This is a genomic window from Mesorhizobium sp. LHD-90 (assembly GCF_030929505.1).
Lineage (GTDB): Bacteria > Pseudomonadota > Alphaproteobacteria > Rhizobiales > Rhizobiaceae > Kumtagia.
The window spans coordinates 1-22,343 of record NZ_JAVFVV010000037.1; the positions used below are offsets into that span (position 1 = coordinate 1).

At 64.0% G+C, this 22,343-nt stretch carries 19 protein-coding genes and 1 pseudogene; 9 read left to right on the forward strand and 11 right to left on the reverse strand.

What is annotated here, in order from left to right; translation table 11 throughout:
* A pseudogene (locus RB623_RS29105) lies at positions 1-361 on the forward strand (hypothetical protein); the annotation flags it as partial.
* 141 nt (positions 362-502) lie between these two features.
* Here RB623_RS29105 and RB623_RS29110 read toward each other — a convergent pair.
* Positions 503-1,210, reverse strand: coding sequence for a metal-dependent hydrolase (locus RB623_RS29110; protein ID WP_308060695.1), 708 nt, complete (start codon positions 1,208-1,210; stop codon positions 503-505).
* Positions 1,211-1,273: 63 nt separating this feature from the next.
* On the opposite strand from RB623_RS29110, the gene ruvX reads away from it, so the two are divergent.
* Positions 1,274-1,768, forward strand: coding sequence for a Holliday junction resolvase RuvX (ruvX, locus tag RB623_RS29115; protein ID WP_308060630.1), 495 nt, complete (start codon positions 1,274-1,276; stop codon positions 1,766-1,768).
* Here ruvX and RB623_RS29120 read toward each other — a convergent pair.
* Together RB623_RS29120 and RB623_RS29125 are read right to left on the reverse strand one after the other, a co-directional pair.
* The gene (locus RB623_RS29120; protein ID WP_308060631.1) at positions 1,726-2,046 is read right to left on the reverse strand and encodes a DUF6105 family protein; all 321 of its coding nucleotides are present in this window, start codon (positions 2,044-2,046) and stop codon (positions 1,726-1,728) included. The genes ruvX and RB623_RS29120 overlap by 43 nt on opposite strands.
* Positions 2,046-2,606: a hypothetical protein gene (locus tag RB623_RS29125; protein ID WP_308060632.1), complete on the reverse strand. Its 561-nt coding sequence runs from the start codon at positions 2,604-2,606 to the stop codon at positions 2,046-2,048. The genes RB623_RS29120 and RB623_RS29125 overlap by 1 nt, the downstream gene beginning before the upstream one ends.
* A 533-nt stretch (positions 2,607-3,139) precedes the next feature.
* Between RB623_RS29125 and RB623_RS29130 the strand changes: the two genes are divergently transcribed.
* Complete coding sequence (locus RB623_RS29130; protein WP_308060633.1) at positions 3,140-3,355, forward strand: hypothetical protein; 216 nt, start codon at positions 3,140-3,142, stop codon at positions 3,353-3,355.
* Positions 3,356-3,517: 162 nt separating this feature from the next.
* Here the strand turns inward: RB623_RS29130 and RB623_RS29135 are convergent, their stop codons facing one another.
* From RB623_RS29135 to RB623_RS29145, 3 genes are all read right to left on the reverse strand, one after another.
* The gene (locus tag RB623_RS29135; RefSeq protein WP_308060634.1) at positions 3,518-3,772 is read right to left on the reverse strand and encodes a hypothetical protein; all 255 of its coding nucleotides are present in this window, start codon (positions 3,770-3,772) and stop codon (positions 3,518-3,520) included.
* Positions 3,773-3,997: 225 nt separating this feature from the next.
* Positions 3,998-4,957 carry a phage major capsid protein gene (locus tag RB623_RS29140; protein ID WP_308060635.1) on the reverse strand — a complete coding sequence of 320 codons (960 nt, stop codon included), beginning with the start codon at positions 4,955-4,957 and terminating at the stop codon, positions 3,998-4,000.
* A 242-nt stretch (positions 4,958-5,199) separates the two neighbouring features.
* The gene (locus tag RB623_RS29145) at positions 5,200-11,178 is read right to left on the reverse strand and encodes an Ig-like domain-containing protein (RefSeq protein WP_308060636.1); all 5,979 of its coding nucleotides are present in this window, start codon (positions 11,176-11,178) and stop codon (positions 5,200-5,202) included.
* 187 nt (positions 11,179-11,365) lie between these two features.
* On the opposite strand from RB623_RS29145, the gene RB623_RS29150 reads away from it, so the two are divergent.
* Together RB623_RS29150 and RB623_RS29155 are read left to right on the forward strand one after the other, a co-directional pair.
* Positions 11,366-11,566: a hypothetical protein gene (locus RB623_RS29150; protein ID WP_308060637.1), complete on the forward strand. Its 201-nt coding sequence runs from the start codon at positions 11,366-11,368 to the stop codon at positions 11,564-11,566.
* Between the two features lie 562 nt (positions 11,567-12,128).
* Positions 12,129-12,332 carry a hypothetical protein gene (locus tag RB623_RS29155; RefSeq protein WP_308060638.1) on the forward strand — a complete coding sequence of 68 codons (204 nt, stop codon included), beginning with the start codon at positions 12,129-12,131 and terminating at the stop codon, positions 12,330-12,332.
* A 616-nt stretch (positions 12,333-12,948) separates the two neighbouring features.
* On the opposite strand, the gene RB623_RS29160 is transcribed toward RB623_RS29155, so the two are convergent.
* The 4 genes from RB623_RS29160 to RB623_RS29175 all read right to left on the reverse strand — a co-directional run bounded on the left by RB623_RS29160 (position 12,949) and on the right by RB623_RS29175 (position 17,964).
* Positions 12,949-13,212, reverse strand: coding sequence for a hypothetical protein (locus tag RB623_RS29160; protein WP_308060639.1), 264 nt, complete (start codon positions 13,210-13,212; stop codon positions 12,949-12,951).
* A gap of 320 nt (positions 13,213-13,532) precedes the next feature.
* Positions 13,533-14,747 carry an integrase arm-type DNA-binding domain-containing protein gene (locus RB623_RS29165; protein WP_308060640.1) on the reverse strand — a complete coding sequence of 405 codons (1,215 nt, stop codon included), beginning with the start codon at positions 14,745-14,747 and terminating at the stop codon, positions 13,533-13,535.
* A 608-nt stretch (positions 14,748-15,355) separates the two neighbouring features.
* Positions 15,356-16,981 carry an acyl-CoA dehydrogenase family protein gene (locus tag RB623_RS29170; RefSeq protein WP_308060641.1) on the reverse strand — a complete coding sequence of 542 codons (1,626 nt, stop codon included), beginning with the start codon at positions 16,979-16,981 and terminating at the stop codon, positions 15,356-15,358.
* Between the two features lie 155 nt (positions 16,982-17,136).
* Positions 17,137-17,964: a nickel-binding protein gene (locus RB623_RS29175; RefSeq protein ID WP_308060642.1), complete on the reverse strand. Its 828-nt coding sequence runs from the start codon at positions 17,962-17,964 to the stop codon at positions 17,137-17,139.
* A 160-nt stretch (positions 17,965-18,124) separates the two neighbouring features.
* On the opposite strand from RB623_RS29175, the gene RB623_RS29180 reads away from it, so the two are divergent.
* From RB623_RS29180 to dprA, 4 genes are read left to right on the forward strand one after another with little or no spacing between them, the layout of a single operon-like run.
* Entirely contained in the window at positions 18,125-19,090 is a 966-nt protein-coding gene (locus RB623_RS29180; RefSeq protein WP_308060643.1) for an aspartate carbamoyltransferase catalytic subunit, read from the forward strand.
* Positions 19,087-20,373, forward strand: a complete 1,287-nt coding sequence (locus RB623_RS29185; RefSeq protein WP_308060644.1) for a dihydroorotase — start codon at positions 19,087-19,089, stop codon at positions 20,371-20,373. Before RB623_RS29180 ends, RB623_RS29185 begins: the two co-directional genes overlap by 4 nt.
* A gap of 40 nt (positions 20,374-20,413) precedes the next feature.
* Positions 20,414-21,001: a glycerol-3-phosphate 1-O-acyltransferase PlsY gene (gene plsY, locus RB623_RS29190; protein WP_308060645.1), complete on the forward strand. Its 588-nt coding sequence runs from the start codon at positions 20,414-20,416 to the stop codon at positions 20,999-21,001.
* Positions 20,998-22,122, forward strand: coding sequence for a DNA-processing protein DprA (dprA, locus tag RB623_RS29195; RefSeq protein WP_308060646.1), 1,125 nt, complete (start codon positions 20,998-21,000; stop codon positions 22,120-22,122). Before plsY ends, dprA begins: the two co-directional genes overlap by 4 nt.
* Here the strand turns inward: dprA and RB623_RS29200 are convergent.
* On the reverse strand, positions 22,084-22,287 hold the full coding sequence (locus RB623_RS29200; protein WP_308060647.1) for a hypothetical protein: 204 nt from the start codon (positions 22,285-22,287) through the stop codon (positions 22,084-22,086). The genes dprA and RB623_RS29200 overlap by 39 nt on opposite strands.
* Positions 22,288-22,343: the final 56 nt, after the last annotated feature.

The window sequence follows — 22,343 nt, forward strand, 5'->3', positions numbered from 1 at the left end:
CCCTTCCTCGGCGTCGGTCGCGCCCGTCCTGCCGCCCCTCAGCCGCCCGCCGGCCGCGCCCGCGCCGCGCCCGCCTGAACTGCTGCCCGTCCGCCCCACGGTGAAACCCGAACCGATCCGCACGGCTCCATCGGCGCCTACCCAGCCGAGTGCGTCAAGGCCAGCACCGCCCCCGACGCCACCGGCGCCGCGTGTCGATTCGGCGGCTGCTGCCGACGACGATCTGGACGACGCGCTGCTCAAGGAACTGGAAGTGTCGCTCGACAGCAGCGAGACGCGGGGCGGCAAACCACAATCTGCCCCATCGCTGGACGAGGAGATGGCAAAACTGCTCGGTGAGCTATCCAACCCTCGCCGCTGACGGCAGAGTCTTCCCAAGGCGTCAGGGACGGCGAGAAGGAAGCTTGCGCAGAGCGCGAAGCGATCTCCGGAGACCAGATTTGCGCTGACCAATCTGGAGACTCAGGCGCTCAAATATGTGCCCTTTCCTCGAACCGTGCGCTTACACCTCTATCGTTTCGCCGACCTGCGGCAGCACCACTTCGCTCGATGCATCGTCCATGCCTGCGACGAACTTGTCGGCGTTCTGGTCTATGATGCCGAATGTCGCGAAGTGGCAGGGAACGACTTTCTTGAAATTGAAGAAGCGCTTGCAGGCAAGCGCGGCCACCGCGCCGCCCATGGTGAAACGGTCGCCGATCGGCACGATGCCGATCTCGGGCTGATGCAGTTCCTCGATCAGGGCCATGTCGCCAAAAATGTCGGTGTCGCCCATGTGGTAGAGCGAGCGACCGTCGGAAAAATGCAGAACGAGACCCAGCGGATTGCCGAGATAGGTGTTCGAGCCGTCGCCATTGTTGAAGGACGAGGAGTGCAGCGCCTGCACGAACGTCGTGGTGAAGCCGCCGCAGTCGACCGTCCCGCCGGTGTTGCCGGGGTTGATCCTGTCGCCGGAAACGCCCTGGCCGACGAGATACATGCAGATCTCGAAATTGGCGACCAGTTGAGCGCCAGTCTTCTTGAGGATCGCCGTCGCGTCGCCGACATGGTCGTTGTGACCGTGGGTCAGCAGCACATGCGTCACGCCCTCGGCCGGCCCCTCCCAGCCTCGCGACCAGGACGGATTGCCGGTGAGAAACGGGTCGATCAGAATCTTGGCGTCGCCCGCCTCGATGCGGAAGGCCGAATGGCCGTACCAGGTCAGTTTCATCATGGTCTCCTCGATTTTCAATCCCTGAGAGGATAGAACGCTGGCAAGCTGAAAGGAATGCCAGTGCCGGTCGTCGCCATCGAAGCCCTACCCGAACTGCTCCACGGCAACATGACGCTGGCCGGGCTCGACCTCGGCGAAAAGACCATTGGTGTCGCCGTGTCCGACCGCGGCCTGTCCTTCGCGCATCCGCGCCCGGTGATCGTGCGAAAGAAGTTCACACTGGACGCCGAAATACTGCTGAAACTGCTCAAGGCCGAGCAGACAGGCGCTGTGGTCGTCGGCCTGCCGGTCAACATGGATGGCAGCGAAGGCCATCGCGTCCAGGCAACCCGCGCCTTCGTCCGCAACATGGAGCGGCTGACCCCCCTGCCCTTCGCTTATTGGGACGAGCGGCTGTCCACGGTCGCGGCGGAGCGCACGCTGATCGAGATGGATTTTTCGCGGGCCAAGCGGAAGGGCAAGATCGATTCGGCGGCGGCGGCCTTTATCCTGCAGGGCGTGCTGGACCGGCTTCAGATGCTCGGCGCGTCCGGAGCGGCGGACTGGCCGGAATAGCGCTCGCGCTGGCGGCGCAGCCATGCGGCGAGTTCGCGGCGGCGCCGGAAAGCCCAGATCGCCAGCAGGATCATCGTGTCGAACAGGAGCGCCTTGGCGATGAACCACGGCACGGTCGCCGGATCGACGCCCATGATCTGGCCGCAGATCTGGAAATAAAGATCGTGAACCTTGCGGGACAGGAACAGGAAGCCAAAGTTCAAATCGTAGTAGGATAGCCCGAACCAGCCCCAGAAGATGATGAGCGGAAGCGCCCACAGCGTCAGGATGTAGCGCATTAGCGATCGAAGCTCCTGCTGCCGTCATGAGCCGGGACGAAACGCGACAGCCTGACCGTCTTGGAGGCGTCGATCGCCCGCACGCGTGCGGCCAGGCGCGTCTGTTCCTGTGTCAGCACTTGCGCCTTCTCCGGCTCCAGTCGCTGTTCGCTGCGGATCGCGACATAGGAGGCGATCAGCGCGGCGAAATGCGCGGCCATGGCCGGCAACAGCCCCGGCGTCGCCTTCACCATGCCGACCAGCAACATCATCGTCATCAGGCCGGAAGCGGCGGCGAAAGCCATGCGCAACACCTCGTCGGCGGCGCCACGGTTTTCGGACGAGACAAAGAAGGTGACGAAGGCCCACCAGAACAGAACCGAGCAGATGGCGAAACCAAAGGACAGTGCCGCCTTCATCAGAGGCACGGACACGACGACGATCTCGGCGCCGGACATGTCGATGCCGAAGAAGGTCAGGCTATCCGGGCTGCCCTTGCCGCCGAACACCGCGAGGCCTGCCAGCAGTGAAAACAGCACTGCCCAGTGCAACACCAGAAAAAGCGTCAGAATCCTCGGCATACTGCCCTCATTCGGGTAACCACAGTGGAGCGGTTGTCCGATCGGCGCAACGTAAACCATTTGTTAAGGTTAACGGCGAACGGAAGGTTGCCCGTGGGATGGGCCGAAGCCGTTTTGGGCCGGCTTGGCCGACGGATGCCGACCGCGCAATTCGACGTCCTTCGTCGGACGGGGCGACTGTCGGCGTAATGCCAACAGTTGCTCGCCTTGACCGCTCGAAAACGGGGATAGAAATTAGCCGCATCTGAAAAATTATTCAGTCGGCGCCGCCTTGCCCTTCGCCAACCCCTTGAAATCGCTCGCAGGCGAATGTCTGACGAAACCGCCTTCGCCAAAAAAATCGTGCCCGCCGTCCCCCTCCCCAAAACCACGCGCATACTTGCTGCCAGTTTCTCCTGCGTGCGCGCCCTCCCATGCTAACAAGCAGAAATTATCGATGTAAAAATCGATATTCCGGCGTTGCCCAATTTACTGCCCAAACCAGAACGCCGGTTAACCCTTGCCCGGCAAGGCATCCCGCGCGAATATCCGGCATGCCTTCGTCTGTTTCGCATGCCGACCTCGCCGTGCGCGATCAGTGCATCGCCCGGCTCTTGAGGCAAGGCGTCGGCCTGCCGGAAATCCGGGAAAGGTTCGGGTTGAGCCGGCGCGGGCTAGACGTGATCCTCGCGCACATCCGCGCCGAGGCGGAACCCACCACCATGACCCGCGACCGCGCCGTTATATCGAGGCCAAACGATGAGGGATGATACGACGGAATTGTCGTCAATGCTCGCCGCTCTGCGCGAGCAAGGCATGACACAGACGGAGATATCGCGACTGACTGGGCTCGGTCGAAAATCGCTGTGGAGAATAGAAATCGGCAATGTCCTCCGGCCGAGCCTCGATTCATTCCGCCGCATTCAACGTCTTCACGCGGCGCGGCTTCCACCTTCGCGCACGAAGGGCTGACAGAGCGTCGCGGCGAGCGTTGCGTCGACACCGTGGCGCACGAGAAGATCAGCCGTCCACGATCTCAGATCTGGTTCGTCTTGCCGGATGCGGCGCACGATGCCCTCGTCGCTGGCCAGCAGCCGTTCGGCTTCCATAGCGGCACGACGATAGGGCGAAACGGTTTCGCCATGCACACCGAGCGAATTCCGCCGGGAATATTCCTCGGCGAACAATGAGGCGAGGCCCTCCTCGACGATAAGGGCTGGTTGCCCCCGTCCGAGCGAAAGCAGGTGGACAAGTTCGCACGCGCCATATCGTTTCGGGCGTCCAGCGAAAGCAGGATAATCATGTGCTTTCGTTCGGATGGTCCGCTGTGCCAGATCATCGGGCCGTCCTGCGCGTACGCGATGCCGGCGAGGAAATAGGTCGGGTCTCGGGGACCGAAACGGTCCTCAATTTCATCCATCACGGATGAAGTGATCGCGGGTAAGCACCAACGCAACACGGTGCGACGGCGCGGCGATGGCGAACACGAACGAAGGGGCGTCGACGCATATAAGCATTGCGTCGTCCAATTCGGATGACGGGAGCACGGCATAGGCAAAGGTACCCGGCGACGTGGCGAAACTCATCGCCGCAACGGTCGAGACGAGGAAAGCCGGCATTGTGCCACCCATCTGTAAAACAGAAGCAGCCAATGATTTCAGATCGGCGAGCATTGCACCCGGCCCCGCGGCGGCCGGTGTTAGAGGAGCTAAGCCGCTGCGCAAGCCGGCCGGTCTGGTCGCGGTCGCCGGCTGGTCGCTGACAAGCGCGCGGTCGAGCAGGCGGCGAAGATCGATTTCGAGGGCCGAGCCGATGACCGCCTCGACATTTGCTGTCGAGGAATGGCGCAACTCGTGGGTGAAAACGGAAATGGTGCCGAGCTTGCGGCGCGAGAGCGTGACAGCGCCGAGCGTCTGGGCGTTGACCGGAATCGGCAATCCCTCCCCGATCCAATCGCCGTGCGGCTCCTCTGTTGCGCGATACGCCACGGAAGGGGTCGGGTCGGCGGACAGGTCGACCGACACGCCAGCCAAGGCCGCAAGCTGACTCGCGAGGACGCGATTGGTTGAGGAATTCGGTGAGGTCGGGCGCGGCCAGAGCGCCGGCCCACGACGGATCGCTGGTCGTCGCTGGCGCGGTGGTTGCGCGCGCAACAAAAGGCGCTTGTAGGCGTCGGCGCGGCTCTCGCCCGATCCCCTGCAGAGTTCGGCGGCGGCAGCACGGATGAAGCGTGAACGCCCTGAAAGCAGGTCTCGCCCACGCCGTTGGGCGCGATGCAAGCCGATAACACTCGACTTGAGTTCGGCGAGACTTCGCCGGATCGGCTCGATACCAAGCTCGAATTCGTCATGTCGGAGAGCTTCGTAGCCCATGGTTCGCCTCCCGGTGTCCGACCACCGGGCGTAGCGACCGGCCGGCGGTGAGATTTCACGGCGGGCACAGCCTATCGCGATCAATGTTTCATGTGGGAAACTTGGCCAATTTTTTCCCAGCCGCTGGGCGCACGTGGCCTTCGCGCTCATTTCGTTCCCGCGCCAAACCGGGCGGCGCTTAGTCCCAATTCTTGGGCGGTAGCGTTCGGCCTATGGGAACACTTGCTTTCAATTCGACAGCTTTAGACCACGACGAAATCCGCTGCCGTCAGTACGGGCGATCCGGTGATCGTCGCGAACCGGATGTTGCCGAAAGCCGAGCCGGAGCCGTCGGCGTCGTAGACCAGCGCCCCGGTGTCGGAGTTGTAGATGATGCGGTCGTCGGCGTCCTTCGGACCGAAAGCCGTATCCTTGAAGGCCGACGCGTCCAGCGCGCCCAGCCCCGCCAGCGCCGTGAAGATCGCATCGTCGAGCTGGATCGTGTCGTCGGCGACAACGAAATCGGCGATGCGGACGATGTTGGTGGGCCCGAGTGCGGTGGAGAAGCGGAAATTGTCCGCCCCGCCCATGCCGAACAGCAGGTCCTTGCCGCCGCCGCCGTCCAGCGTGTTGGCGCCGTTGTTGCCGCGCACAAGCTGGACAAGCTCGTTGCCGGTGAGATCGACAGAATAAGTGGCAAACAGCGACGTGGTGTTGAGCCGTTCTATGCTCGCCCCGGATGTCAGCACGTAGTTTCCGCCCGCGCTCAGCCGGTCAATGCCCTCGCCAGCCGCCTCGACGACGGTGGCCCCGGCCAGATAGACGACATAGACATCGTCGCCGTCGTGGCCGATCAGCAAATCGGGATCGCCGTCGTAGCCCGGAAGCGGCCCGGTGCCGCCGTCGTGAAGCACATTGTCGCCGTCATTGCCCTCGATCGTCTGGCCCAAAGCGTTGCCGCGAAGGTTGAGCGCCGTGGTGCCGCTTGCATCCGACGTTTCCAGGAATTCGATCTCCTGGCCCGCGCCGAGCGTGAAGCTGACGCTGGTCAGCACGCGGTCGGACGTGCCCTCGCCGGTCAGTTCGGTCACCGTGTCGGTGGAATCATCGACGAAATAGCGGTCGCTGCCGATGCCGCCGGCAAAGATGTTGTCGATGCCTGCAGTGCCGCGCAGAATATCGCCGTCGCTGTCGAGGCCGGAAACCGTGACAGTGACGGTGGCCGTGCCGCCGCCGGCCAGCGTGTAGGTGAATGTATCGGTGCGCGCCAGGTTGCTGGCGCCGGACGCCGGTCCGGGCAGGTCGTTGAACTTGCCGTTCGGGTCGTAATCGAACTTGCCGTCGGAATTCATCGTCAGCAGCGCGCCGGACGCCAGCGTGATCGCCACGCCATTGGTGAAGGCAGCACCATTCACCAGCGCCACGGACAGCGCCGTGTCCGGATCGGCATCCACGCCGCTGCCATTGTCGGCGAACACGTCGGCGCCCGATAGCTTTGTCGCCTCGTCGGTCGCCACGGCGTCGTTCTGCGCCGTGCCGGTGTCGTCGACGGCGATCACATTGACCGTCACATCGGCGCTGCCGGTCAGGCCGCCGCTGTCCTTTGCGGTGAAGGTGATCGTGCGGGTCGCAGCCGCGGGGGCGTCGCCGCCCGTATTGTTGTAGGTGATCGCGGCGGCAAGGGCTGCCACCCGTGCCGCCGTCGCGTCGGCATCGAAGGTGATGAGCAGATCGTCGCCGGCCGCGCCGCCGGTGGAGATCAGGCCGATGGCCACGCCGCCGACCGACACGACGCTGCCGGCCGAGACGCCTAACGACAGGCCGACCGTGCCGGCGGTCGAGATGCCGAGCAGGTCTTCGGCCGCGACCTCGTTGGCGGTTACCGAAACAGTGAGCGTGCCGCCGTCGAAATTCGCGCCGTCCTCGGCGACCGCCGCGACGGTGCCCTGATCGAGGATGACCGGGCCGTCGCCTTCCGTCCAGATGGCCGCGTCGCCGGAGAGATTGCTGAACACCGGCGCGGCGTTGAAGATGCCGAAGTCGAGCGTGCCGTTGATGTCGTTCTGCGGAATGGCGCCGCCGTCCGAGACGGTCTCGCCATTGTAGGACAGCGTGATCGCCGTCGAACTGACGACGCCGGATGCCAGCGTGCCATTGCTGTCCTGGTTGACATTGTTGTCCGGGTCGTCGCCGCCGGGCGAGATCGACGGAAGCGCGCCGACCTGGTCGAAGGCGACGATGTAGTCGCCCGGCGCCAGGCCGACGAAGGCGTAGTCGCCTGAGACGTCGGTGACGTCGGTGCCGAGCAGCGTGTCGCCGGCGTCGAGAACGCCGTCGCCGTCGTCGGCGTAGAGCCGCATGGTGATGCCCGATACGCCAGGTTCGACAACGCCCTTGCCACCACCGGCAACCTGGGGGCCTTTTACACCGTCGCCGTTGATATCGTTGAACAGCGTGCCGGACAGCGTCAGTTCGTCGACGCCGATGACCACGGAATTGGTATTCTCGGTGGGGAAATTGGTCCCCGACACCGTGCCCATATTGCTCGGATCGACGATGAACTGGCCGGTCTGCGGATCGACGGTGGCCCGCCACTCGATGGCCACCTGCTGGCCGGACGGCAGCGTGCCGATCGAGATCGGCGCGCCGATAAATTCCTCGCTGGTGACTGCGCCTGCCACGGCGTCGTCGGCGCGGCCGTCCTCGACCAGACGCCTTATGCCGGCCGAGAGATAGCCGTACATGATGTCGCCGCGGTCGGTCAGCGCATAAGAATCTTCAAGACCGAGCGCGTGGCCCATCTCGTGCATGATGGTTCCGAGCAGGTCCATATGGCCGTCGGCACCCCCATCGGCGGTCGCGCCAAGCATGCCGCGCGTGCCGGTGACGGCGAATTCGGCGTCGTCGCCCGGCGTGGCGTCGACGAACCAGCCATAACCTGCCGCGTCGGCATCGAGCGCGATGTGGCCTGACCGGAACGCGGCCAGCTGGAGGCCGGACATGTCCTCGACCGAGAAGGTCAGCGCTTCCAGCGCCGCGACCTGGCTGGCGTCGAGGCCGGCGGCGGCCCAGCGGGCGGTGGCGGCCTCGACCATAAAGGCCAACTCGGCAGCCGAGACTGAGTGATCGCCGTCGACCGGTTCGTTCGGGATTTCGGGGGTTGGCGTATGCGGATCGTCCGGAAGAACCGGTTCATCATCGGCCGAGGGCAGTGGATCGCTGTTGGACGAGGGGAAAGCAGTGAGAAATGCCGTCGGAAATGGCACGCTGCCGGCGTGGTAGCCGTCTATGGCGGAGCCGGCAGCGTTGTTGGAGGTCGCGCTGACCGGTTCGCCGGCGCTGCCGATGTTGCGGCCCTGAATATACGAAATAACATTGGCCGTGTTGAAGGGATCGCCGCCGTTATTGAAGCCTTCGAGCTCGACGTGCGACTCGAACCGCTGCCGTATCCGGATGTCGTCCGGCGCGCCCACGCCGTGGGCAAGGGTGTTCTGCTCGGCGCCAACGCCGCCAATGTCGAGTCGTACGGTCGGGTTGTCGATGTTTCCGAAAACATTGGTGGTCGTGATTCCGAGGTTGAAGGAAATCGCCTCCCGCGACCCGAGCGGGTCTGTTCCGACCGACAGGTTGTTGCCCTGTATCGTCAGATTGAGGATGCTGTCGCCATCACCGGCCTCGACCAGCATGCCGCGGTCGAATGCCTGAGTGACGATATTGTTCAGGACTGCCGAGGTTTGTGTCCCGTTGCCTCTCGTGTCGACGTAGATGCCGGCGCCTTGCGCCGAACCGGAGTTCGCCTGACCGGCGGTTCCGATGTCATTGTTGCGGATGAACCCGTTGAACAGGGCTGACGCGCCGGATGTTCCGAGGACCACCGAGATGGCGTTCGAGATCGCGCCGTTGATCGTGTTGTTGTCGATGTCGTAGTTGACGGTCCCAGTGTAGCCCCCGAACGCCACGCCGGTAGCCGCGTTGATGGTGATGCCCTGACCGAGCGCGGTCGAATGCCCGCCGGTGAGATTATTGTTCGCAAAGACGACATTAAGGTTGCCGTCATTGACGCCGGCTGCTTGAAAATGGTCGCCTTTGTTCGCTGAAAAAAGAGAATTCTGGATATTTCCGGAGATGGTGGCGGTGCCCGATGCTTCGAGGAACAGGCCATCGTTGTTGTTGTTTTCCGCAGCCCTGCCGGTGATGGTCGATCCTGTCATCGTCAGATCGACAGTGTTGATGCTGTTTCGGACGGTGAACTGATTGTAGTAGTTACCGGTGAACACCGAATTGGTGACCATGGCCGTGCCGAACAGCCCGTTGGGCGTGAGCACGCCCGAACCGCCGAAGTCGACGCCGTCCTCGTTGATGGCGTTGCCGTTGTTGGTCACGTTGGAGCGGTTCATGGTGAAACCGGTGACGGATGTGCCGCTTATCCCGTCGTCGCCACTGTTCTGGATGTTCATGTAGCCGAGGTTGACCTGCGCGGTGCTGGTCAGACTGATGCCTGCCCCGGTGGTGTTCTGGATCGTGCCGCCGGAGCCGTTGTTGCCGCCGCCGCCATCGCCGGTGACGATCAGTCCACCGCTCGAGCCGGTATTGTTGAGCACGATGCCGTTGACCGGATCGGCCCCGGCATCGTTGTTCCCGGCCGAGATGCTCGAGAACTTGACATGGTTTCCGCCGATCGTGGTGTTTGCGATGTTGAGGGCGGTGGCGTTTGTCGAATTGATCGTATTGCTTGCGCCGGTGACGGTGACCGTGCCGCCGCCGGTCGCGGAAAAGCCGGCGCCGGACGTCGTCGAGATGTCGAGGCCGGTGCCGGTGGCGTTGAAATTGACCGTCGCCCCAGTGTTGGACGACAGGTTGACGGCCGCACCCACGCCGGTTGTCAGGTTGACCGCGCCATTGAAGTTGACGTTGCCGCCACTGTTGCCGCTGACGTCGATGCCGTTTGCCTGACCGCCGGTGGCCGTGACGCTGCCGGCGAAGGTTACCGTGCCGCCGGTGCGACCGGTAACCTCGACCACGTCGTTGGTGTTGGAGTCGGAGATACTGGCGCCAATGCTGATGTTGTTGGCGCCGCCGGCGATGTCGACGGCGATGCTGCCGGCGCTGTTGGCCGAGATGCTGCCGCTGCTATTCGAAAACGTGCCGGTATGGCCGTTGAGGTCAACCGCGTCGCCGGCGCTGCCGCTCAGCGACACGGTGGTCGCGGTGAACGAGCCCGACGTGCCGGCGAGCTGGATGCCCTCCTCGCTTGACCCGGTGGACGTGACGCTGTCCAGCGTGACGTTCAGCGCCCCGCCCTGGTCGATGTCGATCGCCTGGCCGGCGCCGCTGATCGACACGTCGGATATCGTCAGATTGCCGACCGTGCCGTTGCCGTCCTCAAAACCGTCGGCGGCCGCGTTCTGGACGTTGATGTCCAGCCCGCTGACCGAATTGTTCTGGGCAAGCCCGACCGCATTGTCGGTCGCCGCGCCGCCGGTCACCACGATCACCGGCGTCTGCCCGGCCGAGCCGGTCTCGATGGTGACGCCGTTGACCACAAGATTCTGGCCCTGGCCGACCAGCGTCTGGCCGTCCTTCAAATTGATGCCATCCGGCTCCGTGTAGGTGCCGGCGCGCAGGAAGATGAAATCGCCGGTCTGCGGCTGGTTGCCGGCGCCGCCCGCATTGGCGGCGTTGAAGGCGGCGAGCGAGTTGAACGGCGAGCCCTGGCTGCCGTCGCCTCCCGGCGCGGCATTGTCGTCGATGAACCACACCGACGGGCCGACATCGAGTTCCACGGTAGCGGTCGAGGTAAGACCTTTTGAATCGGTCACCGTGTAGGAGAAACTGTCGGTGCCGGTGAAGCCGGTGGCCGAGGTGTAGGTGAAGGAACCATCGGCGTTGACCGAGACCTTTCCGCCATTGGTGGAGGTCGTGGGGGAGCCTGTCACGCTGAAGGAGTCAGCAAAAAACTCCACGTCGTTGGCCATCACGCCGCTGCCGGCGGGAATGGTCACCAGCACGTTGCCCGCCGCGTCGTAGGAATCGTCGAAGGCGACCGGCGAGACGTTGATCGAACCCGGCACCAGCGTGACGCCGTCGAGAACCTGCGCGAACTCGGCATTGGTGGCGTCTGTGTCGCCGATGTTCTTGATGGTGGTGGTAAACGTCATTGTATCGCCGGGATCGACGACGCCGTCAGTATCGACGTCTATCGTCAGCGTGACGACTTGCGAAGCCGTGATATCGACTGGCATGGCAATCCTCCCCCTGCTCGCCAAAGGCGCAAGAACGCGCGGCCGCCAACCCCTCGTTGTTGTTGTGCGTTACTCTTGGTCGGCAATTTGATAATTGTGAAATTGTCCACTAAACGCAAATCACGAATAGAATAGGACCGCAAGGCGATTATGACTTCGGTGCACATTAAGGGCGCTACTCAATAGCATGCCCGCCCACCGCCTGTCCGACAAGCCGCTATCGAACCGCGAACGGCAAGCTCGCTGGCGGGCGAAGCGCCGCGCCAAGAAGGCCGCCCGGATGGCGGTCGCCCGCTGGTGGCCCGAGGAATTGCTGCCGATTTCCGCGTTGATCGAGCGGTCCGGCGAGGTCGAAAAAGCCCCGGAACCGGAGATACTCAAGCGTTAGGGGCCATCGGCCAATTACGCGGATTTTTTCACTCTTTAGGGGCCGCCGGTCCCTGCCGGAAGCCGTTTTTCCAGCCATCCCCCCTGCCTCGAGCCGCGACGTGCGGCGCTCGGCCAAAGTCTCGACCGATTCGAGAGCGCAGGAACGCAGCTCGAAGCTGATTCGGTAAGCTAACGGTTTTGTCTAAAAGGTTGTTTTTGAAAGCTTTGCTTACTGCAGAATGAGGCGAAAAGCGGAATTCATAGACAATTGTGCGTTATCCACAAGCCAGTGATGCGTGATAATTCAATGACTCAGGCCGCCGCGATCAAAACAGGAACAAACTTGCCTGTGCAGCGGCCTGTTGTGCCGCTTGACGAAAGCGCGCGCCGCCAGAGAATGGACCTCGACATTGTAGTCGAAAAGGGCCGCTGCGGTTTGCCCTCCGGCAGCGACCCCTTGGAGATCACATCCCGGTGCCGGAGGCGCGGGGCGTGGCTTTCAGATGAAGCTCGGACACTGTGTCCGCCTGAGAGCGAACGGTCAAGCCTTCGGCACGTATCTGGTCGCAAGGAGAGCCGCGATGGCTCATTCCGATCACATTTCGCATACCCTTACCTTCGATGATGCCGTCCAAGTCTGGAAACTGCGCCGGCAAGGCTGGTTTCAACACCGGATCGCGGCACGTTTCGACGTGAACCCCGGCCGAATCAGCGATGTGCTCAAAGAGCGCAAGCATCCCGGAAGCCGCGCCGTAGCCGAGCGGGACGGAGGGCACCATGGGTGAGCGCGCATCGTCGCGAACAATTCACTGATGACGACCTCTAGCCGTTCGAGACCGCGACCCGACATTCGGTAGGACCGGTTCGTAAGGGACGGGTGGGCCATGCGAGATCGACGATAGCTTTTGGCAACTAACCTCGATGTAAAGTTACATTCGCAATAACCCTAACTGCGTTCGGTGGCGGACTACGGATGGGTGATTTGATCGAAGGCGGCGACGGGCTTCCTGCCGAGGAAGTCGGACCTTGGGCGAAGGGAGCTGCCTGCGTGCGATCGCCAGCGTTGCAGCATGCAGGCAGTGACAGCGAAGTTCGTCTACCGGTTCGATTGTGCCTTCGACCGCGACGGATGATCTGCGTGGCCAAAAGTCGGGTCTCCGAGGCGGATGGCGGTTGCCAACGACTGACCAGTATTGTCGGTTATCGCCACGCGCCAACCTCGCGGCCTCGATGAACATGGCAGATTGCGTGATATCATCGGACATAGGCGTTCTCGCCCTTGTGCCGCCGAGCACCCGCCACTAAAATGAGAATGAAACTCACTTTTTGTCGGGAGCGGGTTTCGGCAACGCTGATGTTTCGCCCGCCGCGTCCGAGCAATCGCGGCGGGCTTTCGTTTTTTCAGAGACTTGCCAACGATTCCTCGGGCAGCGGGCGAGGCTTGCGCGGCCGGCCAGGCTTACGCTTGGCGGGCGATGCGGCTGACGCGGCCTCGGTGGGCGGCGTTGGCCGCTTCGGCCCATGGCGCTTTTTCCCGTGCGGCCCGAATGCTGGGCTGCGGTCCGGCAGAGCCCTGATATAGGCGAGCAAATCGGCTTCGAGCGCGAGCACCAACGCGCCCCTGCGAAAGAAGATTTTCGCCAGTTCCGGGTCGTTCGCGATCATTGCATAAAACGTCGGGGGCGCTCGGATCGCCGAGGTAGCGCCGCGCTTCCTTTAGCGGAACGAAGCGAGCCGAGGGATCGATTTCGGAAGCGGTAGCGGAAGGATCCGACATTGCAGACCTCTAAGACACACGAATGGCATGGCGCGCCGGGATTTTCCCTCGCGAACGTCCTTGCCTTGCTTTGCCTCGGGTTGCGATATCTTGTTCGCTATTGATGTAGCAATTCTGGCATCAAGTCAACGAAAAAATTGGATTTGCAAAAACTCCTTAAGCATTGTCGCTCACATATGACCTCGCCAGATGAAAGAAATTCTTTCACTCACCGCGCCTCTACGATTTTTAATTTCGGAGAAGGCTTCGAGGCGAGAAACTCTGCCCAACTGTCCAAAATTTTTACATGCTGATCGAGACTTTGCGCGCCGCGCCGATAAGCCCGGCGGGTATCATCGCCGACCTCATGCCCAAGGATTTCCTCGGAAATCTCGTCCCTGAAAGTTGTCTGGTCGCTTGCCCAATCCTTGAAACTCGACCTCATGCCGTGCGCGGTCATGCCATCGGTCAGCGCCGCTAGCCGCCGCCTCATATTGCCGGTGCCGAGCGGCAAGAGCCGGGCGTTCGGATCGGTCGCGCCGGTCTCGGCGAGGATCGCTCGCACGTATGCGACGGCGGCTCCCGTCAACGGCACCTGATGCGGCTTGTTGGCGTCCAGCGTGCCCTTGCGCCGCTTGCTGCGGCTCGGCGGAACCGTCCAGAGGCCGGCGTCGAGGTCGAATTCACAGACGCGCGCAAAGTGGGCTTGGCTGTAGCGGACGAGGGTCAGCGCGATGAGTTCAACGCCGCGCGCCGCAACGCCTTGCTCGGCGCGGAGTCGCGTCACAAAGGCCGGCATGAGGCTGTAGGGCAACGATGAATGGTGTTCGGGCACATGGGCCTGCTTCGCCAGCAAGTGCTGTAGGTGGCCTTTCCAGCCCGCAGGATTGGCGCTGTCGGCCGGACGCCAGCCGCGCGCCTTGGCAAAGTCCATGAGCGCCTCGATACGCTGGCGCAGCTTGCGCGCCGTCTCGGGCTTGCTGTGCCAGATCGGTCCGAGGACGCCGAGAATATCGGCGACCGAGACCGCGCCCACCGCCTTGTCGCCGAAAGGCTGGCATTGCTGATAGAGGGACAGTTCCCAATTCGCCTTGGTCTTGGCGCTGTTCCAGTTCGCCGCCATGGACTCGATCAGCCGCTCGGCCGTGCGCTTGAACGTCATGCGCGCCCGCTCAGCCTCGGCGATAGGATCGAGGCCGCGCCCGATCTGTTGCAGCAAGGTCCGCGCCTTCTCGCGCGCGCCGGCAAGGGAAAGGGTCGCGGCCGAGCCGAGGCCCTTTTCGCGCGGCTTACCGTCCGCCGACCAAAGGAGTGTCCAGGTGCGGCTCACCGAGCCGACGGCGGTTATGACGACCCTTAGATACAGATTGGTCATGCCGTCGACCCGATGCCGGCCGGGAATGCTGACCGATTTCGCCTGTTTGTCGGTCTTGATGATTGCCATTTTGCGATGCCCGATTTTTCTGTTGCCCAATTCCTTGCCCAAACTGATGGGCTTGCTTGCGCCTTATTGCGCTTTAACCAGCTTGGCCGTTTTCCGGCATTTTCACCCGTAAAGCCTTGCCATGCAAGGGCTTCCGCGCCGCGAACGGTTTCAGGCAGTTAAAGATAAATTCGGGAAAAACAATATGGAGCACCTCCTGCGGGAACGCCGATCATGACGGTGTGAAGGCGGGGAGGAACCGGCGCCTCCGGTGCGGGAAGACGTAGCCCGCGCCCGGGGAGGTTTTGTCCGAAGGTCCTCCCTCCGCAACTACGTGCGGTGTGCGCTGGACGACGCGCTTAAGCACGGCCAGCCGAGGCGAAAGCCGGAGCCGGAGCTGTCGCGAAGCAGGACGGGACAGAGCCCAAAGTCGCCGGACGGGCGGCCGCAAGGTCGCACATATACCTAGATGAGCGACCCTGCGGCCGCCCGTCTTCCCGACTTCTCCCTCCGTGGCAGGGAGCGTTCTTTGACAATGGCCAGGCGGGATAAAATCCGGGCGTGGCAGCGATCCGTGTTGTCTGAAAGGGCCACTGCCAAATCCGGTGGCGGAGCCGGCAAAAACCTGCCTAGCTGCCTGGATAGAGCGTGTCGAGGATGAGAGACGGATCGTGACGCGGCGCCAGCATGCCATAGGTGGAGCGCCATTGGCCGGCAAGCCGCGTCTCGACGAAGGCGTCGGCGATGCGGCCGGCGCCGATGCGCCGCAGTTCGGCGGCAGCGGCCGACAGAGCCAACTGTTCCGTGAGCACACGCGCCGATCCTTTGTCGGAAGACGCCATTTGCATGGCGGCGCGCAGTACGCCGACCGTCCCTGCCCCTCCGGGGCCGAGATCCTGCGAAATGCCGCCGAGAACCTCTTCGAACAGCCCGGGGCCGCGTCCCAGCACGCGCAGCACGTCAAGCGCCATGACGTTGCCCGAGCCTTCCCAGATGGCATTGACGGGGGCTTCGCGATAGTAGCGCGACAGCGGTCCTTCCTCGACGTAACCATTGCCGCCGAGGCATTCCATCGCCTCGGCAAGCAGCGTAGGCGCCACCTTGCAGACCCAGTACTTGACAACCGGGGTCATGACCCGGGCGAAGGCCGCTTCGCCCCGGTCGCGCGCTGCCTCGTCGAAGGAACGCGCCAGCCGGAACGACAGCGCGGTTGCGCCTGCGACGTCAAGCGCCATGTCGGCCAGCACGCGCTGCATCAGTGGCTTGTCGATAAGGTTCGAACCGAACGCCGTCCGATGCCGGGCATGGTGCACGGCCTCCGCCAGGCCCGCCCGCATCAGCGCAGCGGACGCCACCGCGCAGTCGAGCCGGGTCAGCGTGACCATGTCCATGATCGTCCTGATGCCGGCGCCAAGGTCGCCGACCGGCTCGCCGACGGCGCCGTCGAATTCGACTTCCGACGAGGCGTTGGAACGATTGCCGAGCTTGTCCTTCAGCCGCTGGAAACGAAAATTGTTGCCACCCCCGTCGCTCATGATGCGCGGCACGAGGAAACAGGTCAGGCCTTCGCCGGCCTGAGCGAGCACCAGAAAAGCATCCGACATCGGCGCCGACATGAACCATTTGTGGCCGGTTATGCGGTAGAAGCCGCCCCCCGTCCGCTCGGCGCGCGTCGTGTTAGCGCGTACGTCGGTGCCGCCCTGCTTCTCGGTCATGCCCATGCCCAGAGTCAGTCCGGCCTTCTGCACCGGCGGCTTCTGGGTCTGGTCGTATTTGCGGCTGGTGATACGCGGCGCCCACTCGCGGAACAGTTTCGGGCTTGCCATGAGCGCGGCAAGCGAGGCGCTGGTCATGGTGATCGGGCAGAGATGCCCGGCCTCCAGTTCGGCGGTCAGATAAAAGCGCGCCGCGCGCACCTGGTGTCGCCGGCCGGTTTCCTGCTCGCCGTTCTCCCAGACCGAAGAATGCAACCCGCCGGCAACGGCGCGGCGCATCAGCGCATGATAGGCGGGATGATATTCGACCACGTCGAGCCGCCTGCCCTGCCGGTCGTGCGTGCGCAGCTTCGGCGTCTCGGAATTGGCGAGCCGCGCCAGTTCTTGCGCCTCGTGGCTCATCACGAATTTTCCGTGCGCGTCGAGTTCCTTGCGGACCGGTTCGGAAAAATCCTCCGCCAGTTGCACCAACAGCGGATCGCCGCGCCATGCATTGCCGCCGGCGAGCGGCGGCGGCTGGTTGGTTACCTCGTGCGTCACGCTCGGTCTCTTGCCTTCCCCTGCGCCCGAATCCGAAGCGCTTGCCAATGCTTATAGCCGATGGCAGGCGAGGCGCACGACGAAAAAGACCCGAACTTGGCCCCGAGCGCATGCTCGAGGAGGACGCGATGGAGGATGGATGGGAGGGGCTGCCGTCAGGACGTCTGCGAAGCAACCCATACGCATTCGAAGGACGACACCGGTTGCGAGAAACCCTTGAGGCGCCGGCGCCGGCTGCGCAGGAACGCGCCTGCATCGCCGCATTCGCGGCAGATGTTCTCGGAAACGAGAATCTGGTCGCCGGATGCTGCGGAGCACAACCGGGCGGCGAGTTGCACGGTCGAGCCGAACAGGTCGTTGCCGTCGGCGACCGGCTCGCCGCAGTCGAGACCGATGCGCACGTGGAGCGGCTCAGGATTGCCGCTATTGAAGGCCCGGAACTCCCGCTGGACGGCCATTGCACACTGGACCGCTTCCGCAGCCGAGGCGAAGGAGGCCATGATACCATCGCCGGTGTGCTTCACCTCGCGGCCGCCGGACCTGGTGAGGCAGCGGTGCACGATCGAATCATGCGCGCGCACCAGTTCGGTGGCGCTGCGGTCGCCGAGCCGTTCGGTCATCCCGGTGGAGTCGACGATGTCGGTGAACATGATTGTCCGATGCCCGGCATCCATCTCCGGGGTTTCGGCGCCGATAGTCGGTTCGGGATCCTGGATGCGCCCGAGAAAAGCTTCCACCGCTGCGAGCGACACTTCGACGACTTCACCGGCCACGAAGCCATGCGCCTCGCGATGCACGCACTGGACGGTGTTCTTGTCCGGCGCGTCCACCAGGCAGAAGGTCGTTCCGCGCTGATGGTCGAACCAGTAGGTCAGGAACTTCACGCCGTAGCGGTCCTGGACGTCAAGGTCCTTGCGGTGCGCCTCCGCGATGTCGGAGGCGGTCACGCCCGTCAGATCGTGCCTGTCCATGAAGATTGGCATGTGCGGCTTCGGTCCCAATCCGTGCACGCAAACCCTGGACTCCAAGCTATTCCCGAAGCCGAAATTTGGCAATTGCATGATCTGACAGGCGCGAGCCTGTTGACGAGAACCACCCTCGCCTTGCGGGACGCCGCATGCGCGCCTATAGCAGCCGCTTGAGATGACCGACGCCGCATCCCTGCCGATTTTTCCCCACCGCCACCTGCTCGGCATCCGTGACCTTTCGGCGGCGGATATCGGCCACCTGCTCGACCGCGCCGATGCGGCTGTCGCAATCTCGCGCCAGTCGGAGAAGAAGACCTCGACGCTGCGCGGGCGCACCCAGATCAACCTCTTCTACGAGGCTTCGACGCGGACGCAGTCGTCATTCGAGTTGGCGGGAAAGAGGCTCGGCGCCGACGTGATGAACATGAGCGTCGCGAGTTCGTCTGTGAAGAAGGGCGAAACGCTAATCGACACGGCGATGACGCTCAACGCCATGCGGCCGGACATTCTTATCATCCGCCACGCCTCGGCCGGAGCCGCCGCACTGCTGGCGCAAAAGGTCGGCTGCTCGGTGGTCAATGCCGGCGACGGCGCGCATGAGCACCCCACTCAGGCGCTGCTCGATGCGCTCACCATCCGCCGCGCCAAGGGAAAACTGCGCGGGCTGGCGGTTGCGATCTGCGGCGACATCCTGCATTCGCGGGTGGCGCGCTCCAACATCCTGCTGCTCAACGCCATGGGCGCCTATGTGCGCGTCGCGGCGCCCTCGACACTGCTGCCCGCGGGCATCGAGCAGATGTCGGTCGACGTCTGCGCCACGATGGAGGATGCGCTGCGCGACGCCGACGTGGTGATGATGCTGAGGTTGCAGCGCGAGCGCATGGCCGGAGCCTTCGTGCCGTCGACGCGCGAATATTTCCGCTATTTCGGCCTCGACGCCGAAAAGCTGAAGGTCGCGAAGAAGGACGCGCTCGTCATGCATCCGGGGCCGATGAACCGCGGCGTCGAGATCGCCTCGGAAATCGCCGACGGCCCGCAGAGCGTCATCCAGGAGCAAGTGGAGATGGGCGTCGCCGTGCGCATGGCGGTTATGGAGACGCTGCTCGATCCGCGTCGTAACCCGGAAGGGCGCGCCGTATGAGCGTCACCGTCTTTTCTCGCGCCCGCATCGTCGACCCGTCGCACGGCATCGACGAAACCGGCACGGTCATCGTCGAAGGCAGGAAAATCCTGGCCGCGGGCGCCTCGGCGCTGAACCAGGGTTTTCCAAGCGGCGCCACGGTAATCGATTGCACAGGCAAGACGATCCTGCCGGGTCTGGTCGACGGCCGAGTCTTCATCGGCGAGCCAGGCGCGGAACATCGCGAGACGATCGCCTCGGCCAGCTGTGCCGCGGCGGCGGGCGGTGTCACCTCGATCGTCATGATGCCCGACACCGATCCGGCGATCGACAATGTCGCGCTGGTAGAGTTCGTGCTGAGGACGGCGCGCGACACGGCGGAAGTGAACGTGTTTCCCGCCGCCGCCATCACCAAGGGCCTGGAAGGCCGCGAGATGACGGAGTTCGGTCTGCTGCGCGAGGCCGGCGCGGTCGCCTTCACCGACGGCCGCCATTCGATCGCCAACGCGCTGGTGATGCGCCGGGCGCTGACCTATGCACGCGACTTCGGCGCTGTCGTCTGCCACGAGACGCTGGACCGCGACCTCGCCGCCGGCGGCGTGATGAACGAGGGGCTGTTCGCCAGTTGGCTCGGCCTTCCCGGCATCCCGCGTGAGGCCGAGCTGATCCCGCTGGAGCGCGACCTGGCGCTCGCCCGGCTGACCGGGGGCCGCTACCACGCGGCGAAGATCTCGACCGCGCTGTCGGCGACGGCTGTTGCCCGCGCCAAGGCCGATGGCGCAAACGTGACGGCGGGCGTGTCGATCAACCACCTGTCGCTGAACGACAACGACATCGGCGAATACCGCACCTTCTTCAAGCTGTCGCCGCCGTTGCGCGCCGAAGACGACCGCGCCGCAATGATCGAAGCGCTGCGCGACGGAACCATCGACATCGTCGTGTCCTCGCACGATCCGCAGGACGTCGACACGAAACGCCTGCCCTTCGCCGACGCCGCCGATGGCGCGATCGGGCTGGAGACGCTGCTGGGCGCCGCACTTCGGCTCCACCATAACGGCGACGTGCCGTTGGCCCGCCTGGTCGAGGCGCTGTCGACCGCGCCGGCAAAACTCTTCGGCCTGCCCGGCGGCACGCTGAGGCCCGGCGCACCGGCCGACCTCACTGTCGTCGATCTCGATGAGCCTTGGGTGGTGCGCGAAAGCGATATCCGCTCGCGCTCGAAGAACACCTGCTTCGAGGGCGCCCGATTGCAGGGCCGGGTGTTGCGCACGCTGGTTGCCGGAAAGACGGTTTTCGAGGCATAGTTCCGGGGGTGCGGCGAGAGCCGCGGCCGGGGGAGGCTTGATGACGATCAGTCTGATTATCGCGGCGGCATTCGGTTACCTGCTAGGGTCTATCCCCTTTGGACTGCTGATCACCCAGAGCGCCGGGCTGGGCGACGTGCGCAAGATCGGCTCCGGCAACATCGGCGCGACCAACGTGCTGAGGACGGGCAACAAGGGCCTGGCGGCGCTGACCCTGCTGCTCGACTTGCTGAAGGGCACGGCGGCGGCGCTTGTCGCTGGGCACTTCGTGCCGGAACTCGGCCTCGCCGCCGGCTTCGCCGCCTTCATCGGCCACATCTTTCCCGTGTGGCTCGGCTTCAAGGGCGGCAAGGGCGTGGCGACCTATCTCGGCGTGCTGCTCGGTCTCGCCTGGCAGGCAGCCTTGATCTTCGCGGTCGCCTGGCTGGCGGTCGCCTTCCTGCTGCGTTACTCGTCGGTGGCGTCGCTGACCGCAACCTTCGCCGTGCCGGTTTTCCTCCATTTGACCGGGCGCACCGATCTGGCGATCCTCTTCGCCGTCATGTCGGCGATTGTCTGGCTAAAGCACCACGCCAACATTTCACGCCTGCTCGCCGGCACCGAAACGCGAATAGGCTCAAAGGGATGACCCAGACGCGGCTGCTGCTTTCAGAACGTCAGCGGCTCGCCTGGTTGAGACTGATCCGCACGCCGAATGTCGGCCCGGCCACCTTTCGCGACCTGATCAACCGGTTCGGCTCGGCCGAGGTGGCTATCGAGCAATTGCCGGAACTGATGCGCAATGCCGGCTCGTCCGCACCGCGCATTCCGCCGGTCTCCGCCGCCGAGGCCGAGTTGGAGACGGCACGGCGGCATGGCGCGCGCTTTGTCGGCATCGGTGAGCCCGATTACCCGGCGCAATTGCGGCGCATGGATTATCCGCCTCCATTGCTGGTCGCCAAAGGCAACGGTGCGATCTTCTCGCTTCCCGCAGTGGCGATCGTGGGCGCGCGCAACGCCTCGCTGGCCGGACTCAAGATGGCGCGCATGCTTGCCTCCGCGGTCGGCAAGGAAGGCTATGCGGTGATCTCGGGCCTGGCGCGCGGCATCGACACTGCAGCGCATGAGGGCAGCATCGACACCGGCACGGTCGGTGTGCTCGCCGGCGGCCTCGACCGCCCCTATCCGCCTGAAAATATCGGCCTGTGCGAGCGTATCGCCGAGACCGGCGCGGTCGTTACCGAAATGCCGTTCGGCTGGGAGCCGCGTGCGCAGGATTTTCCTCGCCGAAACCGCGTCGTGGCGGGACTGGCGCTCGGCCTGGTTGTGGTGGAAGCAGCTCGCCGTTCCGGCTCGCTGATCAGTGCGCGACTGGCCAACGAGATGGGCCGGATCGTATTTTCGGTGCCCGGTTCGCCGCTCGACCCTCGCGCCGAGGGCGCCAACAAGCTTCTGAAGGAAGGCGCGGTGCTGGTGACCAGCGCCGAGGATATTCTCGATGCGCTGGCGCCGTTGACGCTGACCGAATCCCCGCCGGAGATCGAGATAGACGACCCGCCCGACTTTTCCAACGCTCCGCCGCCCGCGGCAACCGATCGCGCCAAAGTCATCGAGGCACTCGGCCCGGTGCCGACCAGTGTCGACGAACTGATCTGGCACACGGGACTGCATCCGGCCAAGGTGTTCATGATCCTGCTTGAACTCGATCTGGCCGGGCGGCTTGAGCGCCACTCAGGCGGCGCTGTCTCGCTCGTTTTTCCCGACCCGTAGCCGGCTTTCTGCACGCAAGACATCGCTCGCTTCCAGAAACGCCATCTCGATGAGATAGGCCAGCATGTCGCAGCGCTCTGCCTCGGCCATGGCCCTTATTTGTTTGAGCATGGACTGGATGTAGTCCAGTCGTTCGGTTCGATGCTTTCCGTGGTTCGGACTCATTTTCCCCCCGATCGGACCCTGTGCGGATTATCGGGCCTGCGCCCCTATCGAAGACT